This is a genomic window from Nocardiopsis exhalans, assembly GCF_024134545.1.
In the GTDB taxonomy this organism is placed as follows: Bacteria; Actinomycetota; Actinomycetes; order Streptosporangiales; family Streptosporangiaceae; genus Nocardiopsis; species Nocardiopsis exhalans.
Window position 1 is genome coordinate 5,214,243 of sequence record NZ_CP099837.1, and the last position, 17,929, is coordinate 5,232,171.

The window sequence follows — 17,929 nt, forward strand, 5'->3', positions numbered from 1 at the left end:
CGGCTCACCGGTTCGCCCCGCGCACGAGTGTGGCGGTGTCCACCTCCACTTCCAGCACGCTCTGGACGCCCTTCCACCCGCGCCAGATCCGTCGGCGCAGCTCCCCGGTCACCCGGACCACGTCACCGACCCGCCACCCGTGCACCTTCGCGCAGAGGGCCTCGTCGAAGGAGACCAGAGTCAGTGAGGCGGACCGGGCACGCCGCCCGGGGGCCTCGGGCCGGGCCATGCAGATCCGCCAGGTCACCAACCGCGCCCCGCTGGGAAACTCCCGTTCGAAGGGGGCGGAGGTGACCCGCCCGAGCACGAAGACCTCGTTCCGCTGCCCCTCGGCCCGGTCCGGCCGCTCCGTCAGAGGCGGCATCGACAGCCCCGAATCACACGCCTTCGCGGTCTCCGGACCAGGGACGCACTGCTCCACAGACCCCCTCTCCGGTTCGGAGGCCGGCTCCGGGAGGATGTTCCGCTTCCCCTTTCGCTTGCTGCTCCTGACGAGCGGGGTCGACTCACGGTCCCTCTCGGGCACCGCCTCGGGCTCCGGGTCCGAGGCGGAGGCTCGCCGCTCCACCACCCTCTTCGCGGCGGGCGCTTCCAGGGCGGGGTTCGGCTTTTTCCCCCTCTTCTTGTTCTTGGTGGGCGTGGGGGGCCGGGGTTGGAAGTGGGTTCGAGCACGAGGGCCTTTCTGGGAGTGACCTGGTGCGCGCGCTGGTTCCAGCATCACCCGGTCGGGCTCAGGAGAAAAGACCCTCCTGAAAGCTGTGGATAACCGGCATGGCCCCGCCGTCAGCTGGCGTGACACCCTTGTTCTAGAGTCGGGTTCGGTCCGGAACGGATCGCACAAAGCCTGAGGAAGAGGGGTGTCTGCCGTGCACGACGACGTGGACGTCAGCGGTCTGCCCGAGGGGATCACTCCCCTGGGCGACGAGATCTATGCCATCGACACGATGCTCGCCGGCTATCCCGGGGTCGTGTCCGCCTACCTCATCCGCACGGAACGGCCCTGCATCGTCGAGGTGGGAACCGCCGGTTCGGCACCGGTTCTGCGGGACGCCGTGATCCGGCTCGGGCTCGCCCCCGAAGACCTCGCCACCATCGTGGTCACCCACATCCACCTGGACCACGCGGGCGGCACCGGAGACATGGCCGCGCTGTTCCCCAACGCGGAGATCGTCGTGCACGAGCGCGGCGCCCGCCACCTGGCCGACCCCAGCCGGTTGATGGCCAGCGCGAAGATGGTGTGGGGCGACCAGCTGGAGACGCTGTTCGGACAGATGCACCCCACCGAGGCGGCCCGGATCCGTTCGGTGGCCGAGACCGGTGAGATCGACCTGGGCGCGGGCCGCAGGCTGGTCTCGCACTACGCACCCGGACACGCAAAGCACCACATGGGCCTGGTGGACACCGGGACCGGCGACCTGTACGTCGGTGACGCCCTCGGCGTGTACAACCCCCTCACCGGCGACCTGCGCCCGGCGACACCGCCGCCGGACTTCGACATGGAGGCCTGCCTGCGCACCCTGCGCCTGTTCGGTGACATCGGCGCCCAACGGCTGATGTTCTCCCACTTCGGCGCACACGGCGCCGTGGCGGAGACCATCGACCGTGCCGAGGCCGAGCTGCGCCTGTGGGTGGAGACCGTCCGGGAGTCGCGGGACACCGGCGGGGACCTGGACCACGCCATCGCGATGGTGCGCGACAAGGTCATCTCCCGGTACAAGCCCCTCCCCCCGGGCGCCTCCCCCGAGGCCGCCGCGGTCCTGGACACGCTCAGCGGACCGGAGGCCAACGTGGGCGGGATCGTGCACTGGCTGGACAAACTCGCCCAGGAGCAGGCCGAAGCGAAGAGGAAGGCCGAGGAGGAGCGAGCCTAGTCCCCCGGGATCGGTGCCGGGACGGCGGAAAACCACATGCGGTCCCGGCACCGATCCCCGTACTCTCCCGGCATGACTCCCCAGATCCGCCCGGTACACAAGGGCGACCTCGCTCAGGCCCACGCCCTCATCAGGAACGACTTTCCCGCCCTGGTCCTCACCGAGGAGCACATGCGGTGGCGGTTCGACCACCCCCGCCCCGACGTCGAGGACACCCGGCTGGTCGCGGTGGTCGGCGACACCGTGGTCGGGCACGTGATGAGCAGGCTGCACACGGACGAGGACGGGACCCGCAAGGGCAAGACCTTCTACGGGGCACTGGCCGAAGGTCACCGGAACGGGGAGCTCGCCGCGCGGCTCCTGGAGGCATCGGAGGCCCACCTGATCGAGAAGGGGGCGACCGTCCTGCGTACCGATACCGCACAGGAGGGTGTCCAGGTCAGCGGAGACCTCTTCCGCACGGCGGCCCTACAGCGGGGCTACCAGCTGGTCGAGAGCCACCACGTCCTCGGTATGGACCTGAGCAGGCTTCCGGATCCACCGAAGGCACCGGCAGGGGCCGAGCTGCGCCGGTGGAGCGAGTTCGCCGACGACCCCCGCCCGCTCTACGAGATCGACAAGGCCGCCGACGGGGACGAGCCGGGCGAGACCGCGGAGGAGTTCCTGCCCTACGAGGTCTGGCTCGAAGCGGTATGGCACAACCCGATGGCCGACCTGGAGCTCAGCCTCGCCCTACTGCTGGACGGCGTACCCGTAGCGATCAGCTGCTACTCGTCCGACCACGACACCCGCATGGAGTCGGCGATGACCGGCACCCTGCGCGAGTACCGGGGCCGAGGGCTGGGCGGTTACGCGAAGAACATGGCTCTGCACCGGGCCAGGGAGAGGGGCTTCACGCACGCCTACACCGGCAACCACGAGACCAACAAGCCGATGCTCGCCATCAACGACCGGATCGGGTACACGCTGGTAGGGAGCGAGAGCACCTACGTCAAACGGCTGGAATTCTGATCCCGGGCACCGGGGAGCCCCAGAACGCGTAGCAGATGCGCGTACAGACCGTCCGCCCACGACAGCTCCTGCTCCGGTGGAAGGCGGTCGAAGGTCCGCACCTCGACGGTCTCGTACTCCCCGCTGAGCGGCTCCAATGAGCTCACCAGCGCATGGGTGACCACAGTGGTGTGTCCGCCGGAGAGGACATAGTAGCCAGCGACCCGAACCTCGCCGAGGGTGGCTCCGGCCTCCTCCCACGCCTCCCGCCGAGCGGTGGCGTAGAGGTCCTCACCGGGTTCCCGGTGCCCGCCGGGGAACTCCCAGGCCCGGCGCCGGTTGCGGACCATGAGCGGGCGCCCGTCGAGGTGGGTCAGGCACACCACCGAGTCGTACTCCTCGGGGACCGTGCCCAGGTACACGACGGCGCCGCCGAGTGGCTCCAGGCCACCCGGCGGCGCTCCGTCACTGTGTTCCGAGGGGGTCAGTCCCGGCCACCGCGGTATCCACCACGGTCATCGCGACCGCCACGATCCCGGTCGTCCCGGCGGTTCTCACGACGCTCACGGGGAGCGGCGGCCGCCTCGGCCTCGGCAGCGGCTTCGTCAGCCTCCTCCTCGACATCGGTCCAGACGACACCGTCCTCGACGTCGCTGTCGACCAGCTCCACACCCTCGATCGCGGCGAGGCGCTCGTCGGCGTCGGTGACGCCCTCACGGTCCACCGAGGAGGCACGCGCGAAGTACTCGCGGGCGTCCTCGGTCCGGCCGAGCTCCTCCAGGACGTCGGCGTAGGCGTAGAACAACCGCGCCACATACGGCCGGGCGCGCCGCTCCTTCAGCTCCGGCACCTGAAGCTCGGCCAAAGCGGCCTTGACGTCACCCATGTCGCGGCGGGCGCCAGCGGCGACGATCCGCAGCTCGATGCGCTCGTCCGCGTCCAGCTCCTTGCCAGCCGGGTCGTTGGCGATCTCAAGGGCCCGCTCGGGACGGCCCAGGCCGCGCTCGCAGTCAGCCATGATCGCCAGGAAGGTGTCCCGGCCACTCATACGGCGGGCCGCACGCAGGTCGGACAGGGCCTCCTGCCACTTGCCCACGGTGTAGGCGGCGATACCAGAGGCCTCACGGACGCTGGGCAGGCGGGAGGCCTTGCGGCGGGCGTAGGCGGCGTGCTTGTAGGCGAGTTCGGGGTCCTCGTCCACGAGCAGACCAGCGGCCACGATGTGCTTGCCGATCAGCTCGGCCAGGGACTTGGGCAGCGAGTGCAGGTCGCGCTTGGTGTCCTTGTCCAACTGGTCATAGGTCGCCTCTTCGGGCAGCCGCGGCGGAATGTCCGCCGGATCCCGGTCCTCACGCGGAGGCCGCCGGTCATCCCGTTGGAAGTCGCGACCGCGGTTGTCCCCCCGGTTGTCACGACGGTCGTCACGCGCGCGGTCCCCACCGGGACCACCCCGATAACCACCACGGTCGTTGCCGCCGGAACGGTCGTCACGTCCGCGGTCTCCACCACGGAAGTCACGACCGCCACCACGGCGGTCACCACCGCGGTCGTCCCGACGGTCCCGGTCGCCACGGTATCCACCGCGGTCGTTCCCGCCCGAACGGTCATCACGGCGGTCGCTACCACCCCGGAAGTTCCGGCGTTCACCACTTCTTTCGTCCCGGGAACCCCCGTCGCCAGACCGGGAACGGGACTCGTCACCGCGCCCGCGACCGTCAGGCTCACCGGAGCGGTTACCGCTTTGGTCGTTTGCTCCGGAGTCCTCGCGGTCTCCCGATCGGCTGTCCTCAGTCATCCAACCCGTCCGTCAACACTCAAAAGCGCTGCCACCTTGAGCAGTAGCAGCGCGTAGTAGTACTCGTACCTTCCAGCTTACGACATAGCGCACCCACGCATCACCAAAGCCGCAGGACAGGACCGTGTGGTGATCTGACTCTCCTGGCACCGCGTCATCGACGCCAACGGAAGCCTGACCGGTTACGCGGGCGGGCTGGAACGCAAACAGTACCTCCTGGGCCTGGAACAGAGCCAGACCATGAAGCACAGAGCCTAAAAACCGGACAACCCGCCCCTCCCCTTCCGTGATCTTGCTACCAGGAGCGAAATCGGCGCCGAACTCGCTCCTGGTAGCAAGATCACGCAGAACCCGACAGAGAGCAACGAAGAACCCGCCCACGAACCAAAACCCCCACTATTCACATGTTCACAAGCACCGGCAACAAAAAGAAGGGGGCCCGTTCCGAAGAACGAACCCCCTGCCCTCAAGAAAAACCGTGGCGGCGACCTACTCTCCCACCCCATCACAGAGCAGTACCATCAGCGCAAGGAGACTTAACGACCGGGTTCGGAATGAGACCGGGTGTGACCCTCCTGCTAAAACCACCACGGAAACCAACAACCACCATGACTCAACCCCAAACCACCAGGGGAATCACGACAGCCAAGCTTTCGTGAACAAGTGTGCGCGAACATCCAATTATCTGCAGCGGACAAGCCCTCGGCCTATTAGTACCGGTCAGCTCCACCCCTCACAGGGCTTCCACATCCAGCCTATCAACCCCGTCGTCTACAGGGAGCCTTACCCTCTCTAGGAGGCAGGAGACCTCATCTCGAAGCAAGCTTCCCGCTTAGATGCTTTCAGCGGTTATCTCTCCCGAACGTAGCCAACCAGCCATGCCCTTGGCAGGACAACTGGCACACCAGAGGTTCGTCCGTCCCGGTCCTCTCGTACTAGGGACAGCCCTTCTCAAGTCTCCAACGCGCACAGCGGATAGGGACCGAACTGTCTCACGACGTTCTAAACCCAGCTCGCGTGCCGCTTTAATGGGCGAACAGCCCAACCCTTGGGACCAACTCCAGCCCCAGGATGCGACGAGCCGACATCGAGGTGCCAAACCATCCCGTCGATATGGACTCTTGGGGAAGATCAGCCTGTTATCCCCGGGGTACCTTTTAGCCGTTGAGCGACACCGCTTCCACACGCCGGTGCCGGATCACTAGTCCCAGCTTTCGCTCCTGCTCGACACGTCCGTCTCACAGTCAAGCTCCCTTGTGCACTTACACTCAACACCTGATTACCAACCAGGCTGAGGGAACCTTTGGGCGCCTCCGTTACTCTTTGGGAGGCAACCGCCCCAGTTAAACTACCCACCAGACACTGTCCCCGAACCGGATCACGGTCCAAAGTTAGATGCCCGAAACAGTCAGAGTGGTATTTCACCAACGCCTCCACCGCCACTAGCGTGACGACTTCACAGGCTCCCACCTATCCTACACAAACCATCCCAAACACCAATGTCAAGCTATAGTGAAGGTCCCGGGGTCTTTCCGTCCTGCTGCGCGAAACGAGCATCTTTACTCGTAGTGCAATTTCACCGGGCCCATGGTTGAGACAGTGGGGAAGTCGTTACGCCATTCGTGCAGGTCGGAACTTACCCGACAAGGAATTTCGCTACCTTAGGATGGTTATAGTTACCACCGCCGTTTACTGGCGCTTAGATTCCTAGCTTCGCCGGGGCGAACCCCAACTAACCAGTCCTCTTAACGTTCCAGCACCGGGCAGGCGTCAGTCCGTATACAGCGTCTTACGACTTCGCACGGACCTGTGTTTTTAATAAACAGTCGCTTCCCCCCGCTATCTGCGACCCCACCCAGCTCAGGATGCAAGATCCGTCACCAGACAGGGCTCCCCTTCTCCCAAAGTTACGGGGACAATTTGCCGAGTTCCTTAACCATGGTTCACCCGAACGCCTCGGTATTCTCTACCTGACCACCTGCGTCGGTTTAGGGTACTGGCCACACACGAACTCGCTAGAGGCTTTTCTCGACAGCATGGGATCACTCACTTCACCGAAAACGGCTCGGCATCACGTCTCAGCCTTATGTGAGAGGCGGATTTGCCTACCTCTCGGCCTACACGCTTACCCCCGGACAACCACCGCCGGGTAGAGCTACCCTCCTGCGTCACCCCATCACTTACCTACTACAAGCTCGGGTCCCAGACCAGATACCAACGATCTCCCGAAGGATTTCGAAGGATCCAGCGTGGTTAGCATCACCTGATTCGGTACTGGACGCTCGTGCACGGGTACGGGAATATCAACCCGTTATCCATCGACTACGCCTGTCGGCCTCGCCTTAGGTCCAGACTCACCCTGGGCGGATTAACCTGCCCCAGGAACCCTTAGTCAATCGGCGGCAACGTTTCTCACGTTGCTTTCGCTACTCATGCCTGCATTCTCACTCGCACACCCTCCACCACTCGATCACTCGGCAGCTTCACTGGATGCACGACGCTCCCCTACCAACCCAGCCCTTACAGGCTGAACTTCACAGCTTCGGCGGTGTACTTAAGCCCCGCTACATTATCGGCGCAGAACCACTTGACCAGTGAGCTATTACGCACTCTTTAAAGGATGGCTGCTTCTAAGCCAACCTCCTGGTTGTCTCAGCAACTCCACAACCTTTCCCACTTAGCACACGCTTAGGGGCCTTAGCTGATGATCTGGGCTGTTTCCCTCTCGACTACGAAGCTTATCCCCCGCAGTCTCACTGCCACGCTTCACTTAACCGGCATTCGGAGTTTGTCTGACGTCAGTAACCTTGTAGGGCCCATCAGCCAAACAGTAGCTCTACCTCCAGCAAGAAACACGTGACGCTGCACCTAAATGCATTTCGGGGAGAACCAGCTATCACGGAGTTTGATTGGCCTTTCACCCCTACCCACACCTCATCCCCCAGATTTTCAACTCTGGTGGGTTCGGGCCTCCACGAGGTCTTACCCCCGCTTCACCCTGGACATGGGTAGATCACTCCGCTTCGGGTCCACAGCATGCGACTCAAACGCCCTATTCAGACTCGGTTTCCCTACGGCTACCCCACCCGGGTTAACCTCGCCACACACCATGACTCGCAGGCTCATTCTTCAAAAGGCACGCCATCACCAAAGACCAAGCTTCAGCTCTGACGGCTTGACAGCACACGGTTTCAGGTACTATTTCACGACCCCTCACCGGGGCACTTTTCACCTTTCCCTCACGGTACTAGTGCACTATCGGTCATCAGGACGTATTTTGGCTTAGCAGGTGGTCCTGCCAGATTCACACGGAATTTCTCGGGCTCCGCGCTACTCGGGAGAACATCAACACCTAGACTCTTCCTTCACCTACGGGACTCTCACCCACTCCGGTACCGCTTCCCAACGGTTTCAGCTAGAAAAATCATCAGCGCTCCAGGCCGACAGACCTGAAAAGATGCATCCCACAACCCCGCACACGCAACGACTGCCGTCTATCACACGCATGCGGTTTAGCCTCTTCCCCGTTCGCTCACCACTACTAGGAGAATCACTGTTGTTTACTCTTCCTACGGGTACTGAGATGTTTCACTTCCCCGCGTCACCACCAACTACCCTATACATTCAGGTAGCGGCAACCCGACACAACTCGGGCTAGGTTTCCCCATTCGGACACCCGCGGATCAAAGCTCGGTTGACAGCTCCCCGCGGCCTATCGTGGCCTCCCACGTCCTTCATCGGCGCCTGATGCCAAGGCATCCACCGTGTGCCACTATCACTTGGCCACTACAGATAATAAGATGCTCGCGCACACTATTCACAAATCAAAACACCAACCACAAACTCCCCTACCTCAAACCACAACCCCGATCCTCGCAAGGAGAACCAGAGCCGTAGGAGTTACTGGAGGTGGTAGCGGGATGCAACCCACAAGGGATTGCTTCCTCAGATACCCAACAGCGCGCCCCCTGACGCTTCTAGTCGCCAGAGGTGAAGTTCGATTCTACTTTAGCCACTCCCCACCAACAGAAACCCCGAGAGGTTCCATGCTGTGAGGTCCACTTCCGAGTCCGGCCGGCTGTAGAAAAAGTGCCGACCTGTAAAGACTCCTTAGAAAGGAGGTGATCCAGCCGCACCTTCCGGTACGGCTACCTTGTTACGACTTCGTCCCAATCGCCAGCCCCACCTTCACTCATTCCCTCCCCGAAGGGTTAGGCCACAAGTTTCGGGTGTTGCCGACTTTCATGACGTGACGGGCGGTGTGTACAAGGCCCGGGAACGTATTCACCGCGGCGTTGCTGATCCGCGATTACTAGCGACTCCACCTTCATGGGGTCGAGTTGCAGACCCCAATCCGAACTGAGACCGGCTTTAAGGGATTCGCTCCACCTTACGGTATCGCACGCCCATTGTACCGGCCATTGTAGCATGTTTGCAGCCCAAGACATAAGGGGCATGATGACTTGACGTCGTCCCCACCTTCCTCCGAGTTGACCCCGGCAGTCTCCTATGAGTCCCCACCATTACGTGCTGGCAACATAGAACAAGGGTTGCGCTCGTTGCGGGACTTAACCCAACATCTCACGACACGAGCTGACGACAGCCATGCACCACCTGTCACCCACCAACTAAATGACCCTGTATCTCTACAGGTCCACGGGTGATGTCAAACCTTGGTAAGGTTCTTCGCGTTGCGTCGAATTAAGCAACATGCTCCGCCGCTTGTGCGGGCCCCCGTCAATTCCTTTGAGTTTTAGCCTTGCGGCCGTACTCCCCAGGCGGGGCGCTTAATGCGTTAGCTACGGCGCGGAAACCGTGGAAAGTCCCCACACCTAGCGCCCAACGTTTACGGCATGGACTACCAGGGTATCTAATCCTGTTCGCTCCCCATGCTTTCGCTCCTCAGCGTCAGGTAAGGCCCAGAAACCCGCCTTCGCCACCGGTGTTCCTCCTGATATCTGCGCATTTCACCGCTACACCAGGAATTCCAGTTTCCCCTACCTACCTCTAGCATGCCCGTATCCACTGCAGAACCGGAGTTAAGCCCCGGTCTTTCACAGCAGACGCGACATGCCGCCTACGAGCTCTTTACGCCCAATAATTCCGGACAACGCTCGGACCCTACGTATTACCGCGGCTGCTGGCACGTAGTTAGCCGGTCCTTATTCCCCACCTACCGTCAACCCCGAGAGAACCCGGAGCCTGCGTTGGTGGTAAAAGAGGTTTACAACCCGAAGGCCGTCATCCCCCACGCGGCGTCGCTGCATCAGGCTTTCGCCCATTGTGCAATATTCCCCACTGCTGCCTCCCGCAGGAGTCTGGGCCGTGTCTCAGTCCCAGTGTGGCCGGTCGCCCTCTCAGGCCGGCTACCCGTAATCGCCTTGGTAGGCCGTTACCCCACCAACAAGCTGATAGGCCGCGAGCCCATCCCTGACCGATAAAACTTTCCACCCGCCACCATGAGGTGGCAGGTCATATCCGGTATTAGACGGCGTTTCCACCGCTTATCCCGGAGTCAGGGGCAGGTTGCTCACGTGTTACTCACCCGTTCGCCGCTCGTGTACCCCGAAGGGCCTTACCGCTCGACTTGCATGTGTTAAGCACGCCGCCAGCGTTCGTCCTGAGCCAGGATCAAACTCTCCATAAAGGTCAAACAACCCATCCCGGCGACCGTGAGGTCAGCCTGGGGTGAGTAAACCTAGAAGAAATCCTGACCGATCATCTCGCGATGACCAATCAAAGGAACCCTACGCACCGAAGTGCGTCGGGGCCAAAACAAACATGGCTTAAAGAAAATCAAACACGCGCTGTTGAGTTCTCAAGAAACAATCACTCTTCCCGTACAAGCGCCAGAACCAGCTGGCTCCGTCTGCTCTTCCGTGGAAGGCTTTTTTTTCTGCTTCCCGGTCGCTTTCGCGTCCGTTCCGCTGTGTTGTGTCTTTACTTTATCAGGTGTTCCGCGCCCCGCCAAATCGGCGGTTTGTGTCAACCAGATCGGGGTAAAGCCCGTTGTGCTTTTCCCAGTCTAGCGTTTCCTCGGCGGTGTTTTCACCGCGTTGTTTTCGCTGGGCTGTTCTAAGCAACTCCCCGAGCTTACATGCTCCGAGCAATGCTCAGGTCATCTTGCTTCGAAGAGGATGTCTGTGATCGCGGCACGGTGCTGAGCCGGAACCTGAAGAGTTCCGCTCGCCGTCCCGCAGCGACTCTTACGACTATAGGCAGCTCATCGGCAGACGTCAAGTCAGGACCCGGATCGGGCGCCATCTCGGCGATCCGGGCCTCGGTCGCCCCTGTTCGGGCGGCTTCTCAAGGCCCTGACGTGCGCGGTCCTCACACCAGGATCGCGTCGTTACGTCGGCAGTTGTCAGACATCGTCCATCTTGCCCGGATCATGCCAAGAGCAAACCTTGGCTTGAGCAAAGATCCACGACCACCATCGGGCCGCCCCAGCCACAGGGGCGGCCCGATGGATGCTCCCGGAAAGTCGGCCGGAAACACCGGGGCCGGCCCCTCGGGAGGAGCCGGCCCTTGGCCTGTTCCGTCAGCAAACGCCTCTGTCAGCACGTGCTCGGTCAGCGTGACGTCATGGCACCATCACGTCATCCGCCATCGGTCGGCTCTAGCCCTTGAGGACGACCCCACCGATGTTGCGCTTGCCCTTGCGGAGTACGACGAAGCGGTCCGCGAGCACGTCGTCCGCGCTGAGCTTGGCCTCGACGTCGGTGACCTTCACGTTGTTCACGTAGGCGCCGCCCTCCTGGATGGCGCGACGGGCCGCCGACTTGCTCGGGGTCAGACCGCTCTGCGCGAACAGGTCGATGATGAGCAGTTCACCGACCGGACCCTCGACCTCGGCCTTGGGCACCTCGGCCAGGGCCGCGTCCAGGGTGCGACCGTCCAGCTCGGACAGGTCGGCACGACCGAACAGCGCCAGGCTGGCGTCCTTGACCTTGCGGGTCTCCGCCTCGCCGTGGACCAGCGTCGTCAGCGTCTCTGCCAGCGTGCGCTGCGCGGCACGCGCCTGCGGCCGCTCCTGCGTCTGCTGCTCGAGGTCTTCGATCTCCTCACGAGAGAGGAAGCTGAACACCTTGAGGTAGCGGATGACGTCGCGGTCGTCGGCGTTGAACCAGAACTGGTAGAAGGCGTACGGCGAGGTGAGCTCGGGGTCGAGCCAGACCGTGCCGGTCTCGGTCTTGCCGAACTTGGTGCCGTCGGCCTTCGTCAGCAGGTTCGTGGTCAAGGCGTGCGCCTGGCCGTGCGGTTCGTTGCCGTCCATCCGGCGGACCAGGTCCAGGCCAGCGGTGATGTTGCCCCACTGGTCGGAGCCGCCGGTCTGGAGCGTGCAGCCGTAGCGCCGGTAGAGCTCGACGTAGTCGTAGGACTGCAGGAGCACATAACTGAACTCGGTGTAGCTCATGCCCTCGCCGTCGAGACGGCTCTTGACCGTCTCGCGGGCCAGCATCTGGTTGATGCTGAAGTGCTTGCCGACGTCGCGGAGCAGCTCGATCGCGTTGATCCCGCCCAGCCAGTCGCCGTTGTTGGCGAGGATGGCGTCGGTGGGGCCCGCCTGTTCACCCTCGGGGGTGAAGCGCAGGAAGGCCGAGAGCTGCCCAGCCAGGTTGTCCACCCAGCCCCGTACCGTCTCCACCGAGTTCATCTGACGCTCGGCGCTGGGCTTGGGGTCACCGATGAGGCCCGTGCCACCGCCGACGAGGGCGATGGGACGGTGCCCGGCCTGCTGGAAGCGGGCCAGGGTGAGGGCCTGGGTGAGGTGGCCGACGTGCAGGCTGCCCGCGGTCGGGTCGAAACCGCAATAGAGGGTGATCGGACCATCGGCCAGCGCCTTGCGAAGTGCGTCAAGGTCGGTCGTCTGCGCGATCAGGCCGCGCCACTGGAGTTCGTCGATGATGTCGATCACTGTGTGGCTCTCTGTTGTGTAGGCGGGCCCTTCGGCCCGATCTGCCTAGCAGTGTAGGTCGGGTACACACGTGGGTCACCCGGTTTTCCCTCACACGGCAACGCTATCGGCTGCACGTCACTCCAGTTCACGTGACCTCCCGAGCGCCGGTTCCCGGCATCGGAGCGAGAACCCTTGACCAACAAAGCTAATGGTATTAGCTTTAAGGCTACACCCATGAGCCTACTGACGCGGGCCACGCACGCTACGCACCCAGCGGACACAACGGACGCCACAGGCACAACGGACGAGAGAGCACCGCCATGCACCACCTTCAGCGCCCCGAGGGGCGTATCGCCTACGACCTCTACGGGGCCGAGAACACCGGAACACTGGTGGTCTGCGTGCCCGGCATGTTCGACCACCGCGCCTCCTTCCGCTTCGTGGGCGCCGCTCTCGCCGCCGCCGGGTACCGCGTGGCCGCCATGGACCTGCGCGGGCACGGGGACAGCGACATCACCTTCAGCGACCACACCGACCTCGCCGCGGCGACCGACGCGATCGCCCTCGCCGAGGAGCTGAACCAGGGGCTGGCAGACGCGAGGGTCGTGATGGCGGGCAACTCGTTGGGCGCCGGAGCGGTGACCATCGCCGCCCTCGACCGTCCCGACCTGGTCGCCGGGATCGCCCTGCTCGGTCCCTTCCTGCGGGCCCCGGAGGCCGGCTGGGCGAAGCGGGCCCTACTCAAGGTCCTGCTCGCCCGCCCCTGGGCGCCCCGGGCGCTGACGCTCTTCTACGACAAGCTCCACGCCGGACGGACCCCCGAAGGGCACGCCGAGCAGCTGGACCGGGTGCTCCGGATGCTCCGCCCCGTCGACCGCTACCGGGCGATCCGGGAGACCATCAACGGCCCGAAGGTGTCGGAGGAGCGGATCCAGGGGGCCGAGCCCCCCGTAGCCGAGGCCGTGGTGATCATGGGCGAGCAGGATCCGGACTGGCCGGATCCCCGGGCCGAGGCCGCCTGGGTGGCCTCGGCGGTGGAGGGCCGCGTGGTCATGGTCCCCGAGTGCGGCCACTACCCGCAGTCGCAGCGTCCCGACGTGGTGGCGCCCGCCCTGGTCGACCTGGCGGAGAGGGTGAACGCCGGTGCCTAGGGTCGGCCTCACCCCCGCTCTGATCGCGGCCGAGGCCGCCGCGCTCAGCGACGAACGGGGTTTCGACGAGCTGTCCTTGGCCGCGGTCGCCAAACGCTTCGGGGTCGCGCCGCCGAGCCTGTACAAGCACGTCGACGGACTGGCCGGGCTGCGCCGGGAGGTGTCCCTGCTCACCGTGACCGAACTGGGCGACCGGCTCCAGGGCGCCGCGGTCGGGCTCGCCGGGCCCGAGGCGGTCCGCGCGCTCTTCACCGCCTACCGGAACTACGCGCACGAGCACCCTGGCGGCTACACCGCGACCCAGCGGGCGCCCGACCCGTCGGACACCGAGGCCTCGAACATCTACGCCCGACCCGTCCAGGTGATCGCGGCGGTGCTGCGCGGCTTCGACATCCCCGAGGACCAGATGGTCCACACGGTCCGCGCACTGCGCAGCGCCGTGCACGGGTTCATCGACCTGGAGGCCCAGGGCGGGTTCAGGATGCCCGAGAACATCGACGAGAGCTACGACGTATTGGTGGAGGGCTTCATCCGCGCCCTGGAGCGCTGGCCCGCGAGTACCACCGGACGCGGTACCGGACACAACACCCGACACGGCACCGGACGCGCAGCTGACCACACCACCCACGAGGGAGAGAACTGATGCTGGCCGGGCACTTCGGGGTGGCCGGGATCGTCAAGGCGTGGCGACCCGGGATCCCCATGGCGGCGCTGCTGGTCGCCACCCAGTTACCTGACCTGGTCTTCGTACCCCTGAGCCTGGCCGGGGTGGAGACCATGGAAACCGCCGAACCCGGCCTGTCCGGGTACGGCTCCCTGCTCATCACAGCCGAATACTCGCACTCACTGGTCGGGAACCTCCTTCTCGCCTTCCTGGTGGGACTACTCGTGCACTACTTCCTCAGGGAGCGGTGGGGGCGTGACGCCGGTCTGGTCCTGGGCTCGGTGGTGTTCAGCCACTGGCTCCTCGACCTGCTGGTGCACCGCCCGGACCTGCCGATCCTCCCGGGGGACGCGGGCGCGTTCCCCCTGCTCGGCCTGGGGCTTTGGGAGAACCCCGCGGCGACCGCCGTGGTCGAGGGCGCGCTGGTCCTGGCCGGTGTCGTGCTCTACACCTGGCGCACCCTGCGCGACCAGCCCCGCCCGGTGCGGGCCTGGTCCTACAGCGCCGGGATCGCGCTGCTGCTGGTGGGTTCCTTCGTGCTCGACCTCCTGGGCTGAGGCTTGTGGCCAGGCAGGTCTGACCGCGGGCGGTGTTACGGACCGGCCGTGTGATGGGCCAAGCTTGAGGGACCCGGACCGGACGACCCGCCCGTCACGGGAGGCAAGAAAGTGTTGGAGTTCCCCTATGGCCAAGAAACCCTCCGCCAACCGCCCGGGCCGAACCGGCAAGGGCGGTAAGAGCGGTAAGCCCGCCTCCAGGTTGGCCACGATCGCCGGTACGGTCATCGGTCTCCTGGTGATCGCCGCCTTCGCACTGCAGCAGCTGGGGGTGATCGAACTGGAGGTCGGCGACCCCGCCGCCGCACCGCAGGACTCCCCCGGCAGCGCCTCCTCCTCCGACGTCGAACAGGCCAGACAGCAGCTGGAGGAGCTGACGATCGAGGAGGAGCACGACCCTCCCGGTTACGACCGCGCGCTCTTCCCGCACTGGGACAGAGGGGTGGAGGGCAACTGCACCACCCGCCAGGTCGTGCTGCTCCGCGACGGCGAGGACGTTGAGACCGACGACAACTGCCAGCCGGTGTCCGGTTCCTGGTACAGCGCCTTCGACGGTGAGACCTTCACCGACGCGCAGGACATCGACATCGACCACATGGTCGCCCTGAAGGAAGGGTGGCGGTCGGGCGCCCACGCCTGGTCGACCGAGGAGCGCCAGCGGTTCGCGAACGACCTCGACTCCTCCCAGCTGTGGGCGGTGAGCGCCTCGAGCAACCGCTCCAAGGGTGACGCGGACCCGGCGAACTGGCTGCCGCCGCTGGAGTCCGCCCACTGCGACTACGTGGTCTCCTGGATCGAGGTCAAGCACGTGTGGAACCTGAGCGCGGACCCGGAGGAGGAGGCCGCGCTGCGCGAGGTCCTCGACGGCTGCTGATCCCTGCCGCCCCGTGCTTCACCGGGCCGGGCCGACCTTCTCCCGTGTGGTCGGCCCGGCCCGCGGTCTTTCCACGGTCCGATCCGTTCTCGCGGTCCCCGACCTGTACCGGCATAGGCCCTGCCGCACGGGCCTCGGCCTACGCCGGGTTCTCCGGGCCGATCCCCCTCGCGGTGGCGAGCAGCTCCTCCTCGCCGAGGAGGCCTGATGCGTCGCGGACCTCGACGGCGACCCCCGGGCCCGGGGTCCAGAAGGCCTCGGCCTCCCCGTACAGGCCTTCGGTACCGTTGTTGTCGAAGTCCCTCAGGTGCCAGGTGTCCGGATCGCGCTCGTGGTAGTGGGTGAGGAAATCGCGGACCGCGGCCAGGTCGGTGAGCTTCTCCCCCCGCAGGACCAGGACCTGCAGTACCACCTGGAATCCACCGCCCTCCTTGGCCTGCTCCCAGAACCGGGCGGTGAAGGCGACGTCCTCCCACTCGTACTCGGAGTCCAGGGTCGAGGCCTGTGCCCCGACCTGGGCGGGAAGGTGTCCGATGGTGAATCCGTCCAAGGGTCCTCCTCGAGGGCCGACGGCGGGCACTGCCGCCGTGAGAACGAGTGCGAGCGCGGTGGCGAGGGCCGCCGCGGCCCACCGGGTCAGGGGCATGGTCACCTCCACCGGTGACCACGGGACCGTCCCGAAGCACCGGTTCTTCCATGCTCCGCCAGGACGGCGACCAGTACCAGAGTGTGCCCGAACCTGTGGATAACTCCGTTCCGACACACCCCGGGCGGGTCGATGCCCCTTTCGGCGATCGCCTCGGCCGCGGTGCCCCCATCAGTAGCCGCTGCCGTTGCCGTTGCCGATGTGGTTGTCGTACAGGAACTCGGCGATCGCCAAGGAGGAGGTCGCCGCGGGCGAGGGTGCGTTGCGCACGCACACCACCCGGCCGTGGGTGTCCACGTGGAAGTCGTCCAGGAGGCCGCCGTCGCGGCCCAGGGCCTGGGCGCGGACCCCGGCGGGAGCAGGGTGCAGGTCGGCGGTGGTGAGTTCGGGAAGCAGGCGGCGGGCCTGGGCCGCGAAGACCGCGCGGGAGGCCGACACCAGGGTCTCCCGAACACCGACGGACCAGTGCTCGCGGGCCAACCGCCAGAACCCGGGCCAGGCAAGGGTCTGGGCGAGTTCGCGGGTGCGCAGGTCGCGTGCGCGGTAGCCCTCCCGGGCCAGGGCCAGGACGGCGTTGGGTCCGACCATGACCTCGCCGTGGACGTGGCGGGTCAGGTGCACGCCCAGGAAGGGGTAGCGGGGGTCTGGGACGGGGTAGAGGAGGCCGCGCACGAGGTCACGGCGTTCGGGGACGAGCTCGTGGTAGTGGCCGCGAAAGGGGACGACTCGGGGGTCAGCGGCGCCGCCGGCCATACGGGCGAGCTGGTCGCTCTGGAGTCCGCCGCACAGGACCAGCCGGTCGAACCGGTGGATGACCCGCTCCCCCTTGGGGTCACCGGTGAGGACCTCGGTGCCGTCGTGGTCCTGGCGGAGGTCGATGACGGGGGTGTTGAGCAGCACCCGGCCGCCGGAGCGGCGCACGTCGTCGGCGATCTGCTCGGCGACCGCGACGAAGTCGGTGATGGCGGTGGTGGGCGAGTGCAGGGCGGCGATGCCCGCCGCGTGGGGCTCGATCTCGCGCAGGCCCTCGGGGCCCAGGCGGATGACGCCGGGGACACCGTTCTCCTTGGCTCTGCGCTCGATGTCGTCGAGGCGGGCCTCGTCCTCGGGGTTCACCGCGACGAGGAGCTTGCCCGCCTCCTCGTAGGGCAGGCCGTTCTCCGCGCAGTAATCCCTGAGCAGCCCGACGCCCCTGCGGCAGAGGGTGGCCTTGAGGGATCCGGGCCGGTAGTAGAGCCCGGCGTGGACGACGCCGCTGTTGTGGCCGGTCTGGTGCGCGGCGACCCGGTTCTCCTTCTCCAGGACGGTGACCCGGGTGCCGGGACGATGGAGGGTGATGTGGCGGGCCACGGCCAGACCGACGATCCCCGCTCCGATGATGCCGATGTGTTCGGTGCTGCGCATGGGCGCACGCTAGCAACCCGCTGGCCGACCGCCGGGGTGAGGGTCCCGGAGTCATCGTCGAAGGGGAGCCTCACCTG

Annotated in this window: 13 protein-coding genes, 3 rRNA genes and 1 pseudogene; 8 read left to right on the forward strand and 9 right to left on the reverse strand. The window is 65.3% G+C overall.

Going from position 1 to position 17,929, the window contains the following annotated elements:
* Window positions 1–4 precede the first annotated feature (4 nt).
* Window positions 5–364 (reverse strand): single-stranded DNA-binding protein, encoded by a 360-nt coding sequence (locus tag NE857_RS23070; RefSeq protein ID WP_254417638.1) that lies wholly within the window; start codon window positions 362–364, stop codon window positions 5–7.
* Between the two features lie 502 nt (window positions 365–866).
* Here NE857_RS23070 and NE857_RS23075 point away from each other — a divergent pair.
* Window positions 867–1,871: an MBL fold metallo-hydrolase gene (locus tag NE857_RS23075; protein ID WP_254422068.1), complete on the forward strand. Its 1,005-nt coding sequence runs from the start codon at window positions 867–869 to the stop codon at window positions 1,869–1,871.
* 72 nt (window positions 1,872–1,943) lie between these two features.
* Entirely contained in the window at window positions 1,944–2,882 is a 939-nt protein-coding gene (locus tag NE857_RS23080) for a GNAT family N-acetyltransferase (protein ID WP_254417639.1), read from the forward strand.
* Here NE857_RS23080 and NE857_RS23085 read toward each other — a convergent pair.
* Together NE857_RS23085 and NE857_RS34355 are read right to left on the reverse strand one after the other, a co-directional pair.
* The gene (locus NE857_RS23085; protein ID WP_254417640.1) at window positions 2,858–3,283 is read right to left on the reverse strand and encodes an NUDIX hydrolase; all 426 of its coding nucleotides are present in this window, start codon (window positions 3,281–3,283) and stop codon (window positions 2,858–2,860) included. The genes NE857_RS23080 and NE857_RS23085 overlap by 25 nt on opposite strands.
* 62 nt (window positions 3,284–3,345) lie before the next feature.
* Window positions 3,346–4,152, reverse strand: a complete 807-nt coding sequence (locus NE857_RS34355; protein WP_301184245.1) for a tetratricopeptide repeat protein — start codon at window positions 4,150–4,152, stop codon at window positions 3,346–3,348.
* 84 nt (window positions 4,153–4,236) lie between these two features.
* Here NE857_RS34355 and NE857_RS34360 point away from each other — a divergent pair, with 84 nt between their 5' ends.
* A complete protein-coding gene (locus NE857_RS34360; RefSeq protein WP_301184246.1) occupies window positions 4,237–4,713 on the forward strand; it encodes a hypothetical protein in 477 nt (158 codons plus the stop codon).
* A gap of 90 nt (window positions 4,714–4,803) precedes the next feature.
* Window positions 4,804–4,914: pseudogene (locus tag NE857_RS23095) on the forward strand (MGMT family protein); the annotation flags it as partial.
* Window positions 4,915–5,132: 218 nt separating this feature from the next.
* Here the strand turns inward: NE857_RS23095 and rrf are convergent.
* From rrf to tyrS, 4 genes are all read right to left on the reverse strand, one after another.
* Window positions 5,133–5,248: ribosomal RNA gene (gene rrf / locus NE857_RS23100) — 5S ribosomal RNA — on the reverse strand.
* A gap of 97 nt (window positions 5,249–5,345) precedes the next feature.
* Window positions 5,346–8,442 (reverse strand): 23S ribosomal RNA (locus NE857_RS23105).
* A gap of 328 nt (window positions 8,443–8,770) precedes the next feature.
* Window positions 8,771–10,303, reverse strand: a 16S ribosomal RNA gene (locus NE857_RS23110).
* The 16S, 23S and 5S rRNA genes sit together here, the layout of an rRNA operon.
* A gap of 972 nt (window positions 10,304–11,275) precedes the next feature.
* Entirely contained in the window at window positions 11,276–12,574 is a 1,299-nt protein-coding gene (gene tyrS / locus NE857_RS23115) for a tyrosine--tRNA ligase (RefSeq protein ID WP_254417642.1), read from the reverse strand.
* A 302-nt stretch (window positions 12,575–12,876) separates the two neighbouring features.
* On the opposite strand from tyrS, the gene NE857_RS23120 reads away from it, so the two are divergent.
* From NE857_RS23120 to NE857_RS23135, 4 genes are all read left to right on the forward strand, one after another.
* A complete protein-coding gene (locus NE857_RS23120; protein WP_254417643.1) occupies window positions 12,877–13,707 on the forward strand; it encodes an alpha/beta fold hydrolase in 831 nt (276 codons plus the stop codon).
* Window positions 13,700–14,350: a TetR/AcrR family transcriptional regulator gene (locus tag NE857_RS23125; RefSeq protein ID WP_254417644.1), complete on the forward strand. Its 651-nt coding sequence runs from the start codon at window positions 13,700–13,702 to the stop codon at window positions 14,348–14,350. Before NE857_RS23120 ends, NE857_RS23125 begins: the two co-directional genes overlap by 8 nt.
* Window positions 14,350–14,928 carry a permease gene (locus NE857_RS23130; RefSeq protein WP_254417645.1) on the forward strand — a complete coding sequence of 193 codons (579 nt, stop codon included), beginning with the start codon at window positions 14,350–14,352 and terminating at the stop codon, window positions 14,926–14,928. The genes NE857_RS23125 and NE857_RS23130 overlap by 1 nt, the downstream gene beginning before the upstream one ends.
* A 127-nt stretch (window positions 14,929–15,055) precedes the next feature.
* Window positions 15,056–15,802: an HNH endonuclease family protein gene (locus tag NE857_RS23135; RefSeq protein WP_254417646.1), complete on the forward strand. Its 747-nt coding sequence runs from the start codon at window positions 15,056–15,058 to the stop codon at window positions 15,800–15,802.
* A 139-nt stretch (window positions 15,803–15,941) separates the two neighbouring features.
* Here the strand turns inward: NE857_RS23135 and NE857_RS23140 are convergent, their stop codons facing one another.
* Both NE857_RS23140 and lhgO read right to left on the reverse strand, forming a co-directional pair.
* Window positions 15,942–16,448 (reverse strand): hypothetical protein, encoded by a 507-nt coding sequence (locus tag NE857_RS23140; RefSeq protein ID WP_254417647.1) that lies wholly within the window; start codon window positions 16,446–16,448, stop codon window positions 15,942–15,944.
* A 171-nt stretch (window positions 16,449–16,619) separates the two neighbouring features.
* A complete protein-coding gene (gene lhgO, locus NE857_RS23145) occupies window positions 16,620–17,852 on the reverse strand; it encodes an L-2-hydroxyglutarate oxidase (RefSeq protein WP_254417648.1) in 1,233 nt (410 codons plus the stop codon).
* Window positions 17,853–17,929 lie beyond the last annotated feature (77 nt).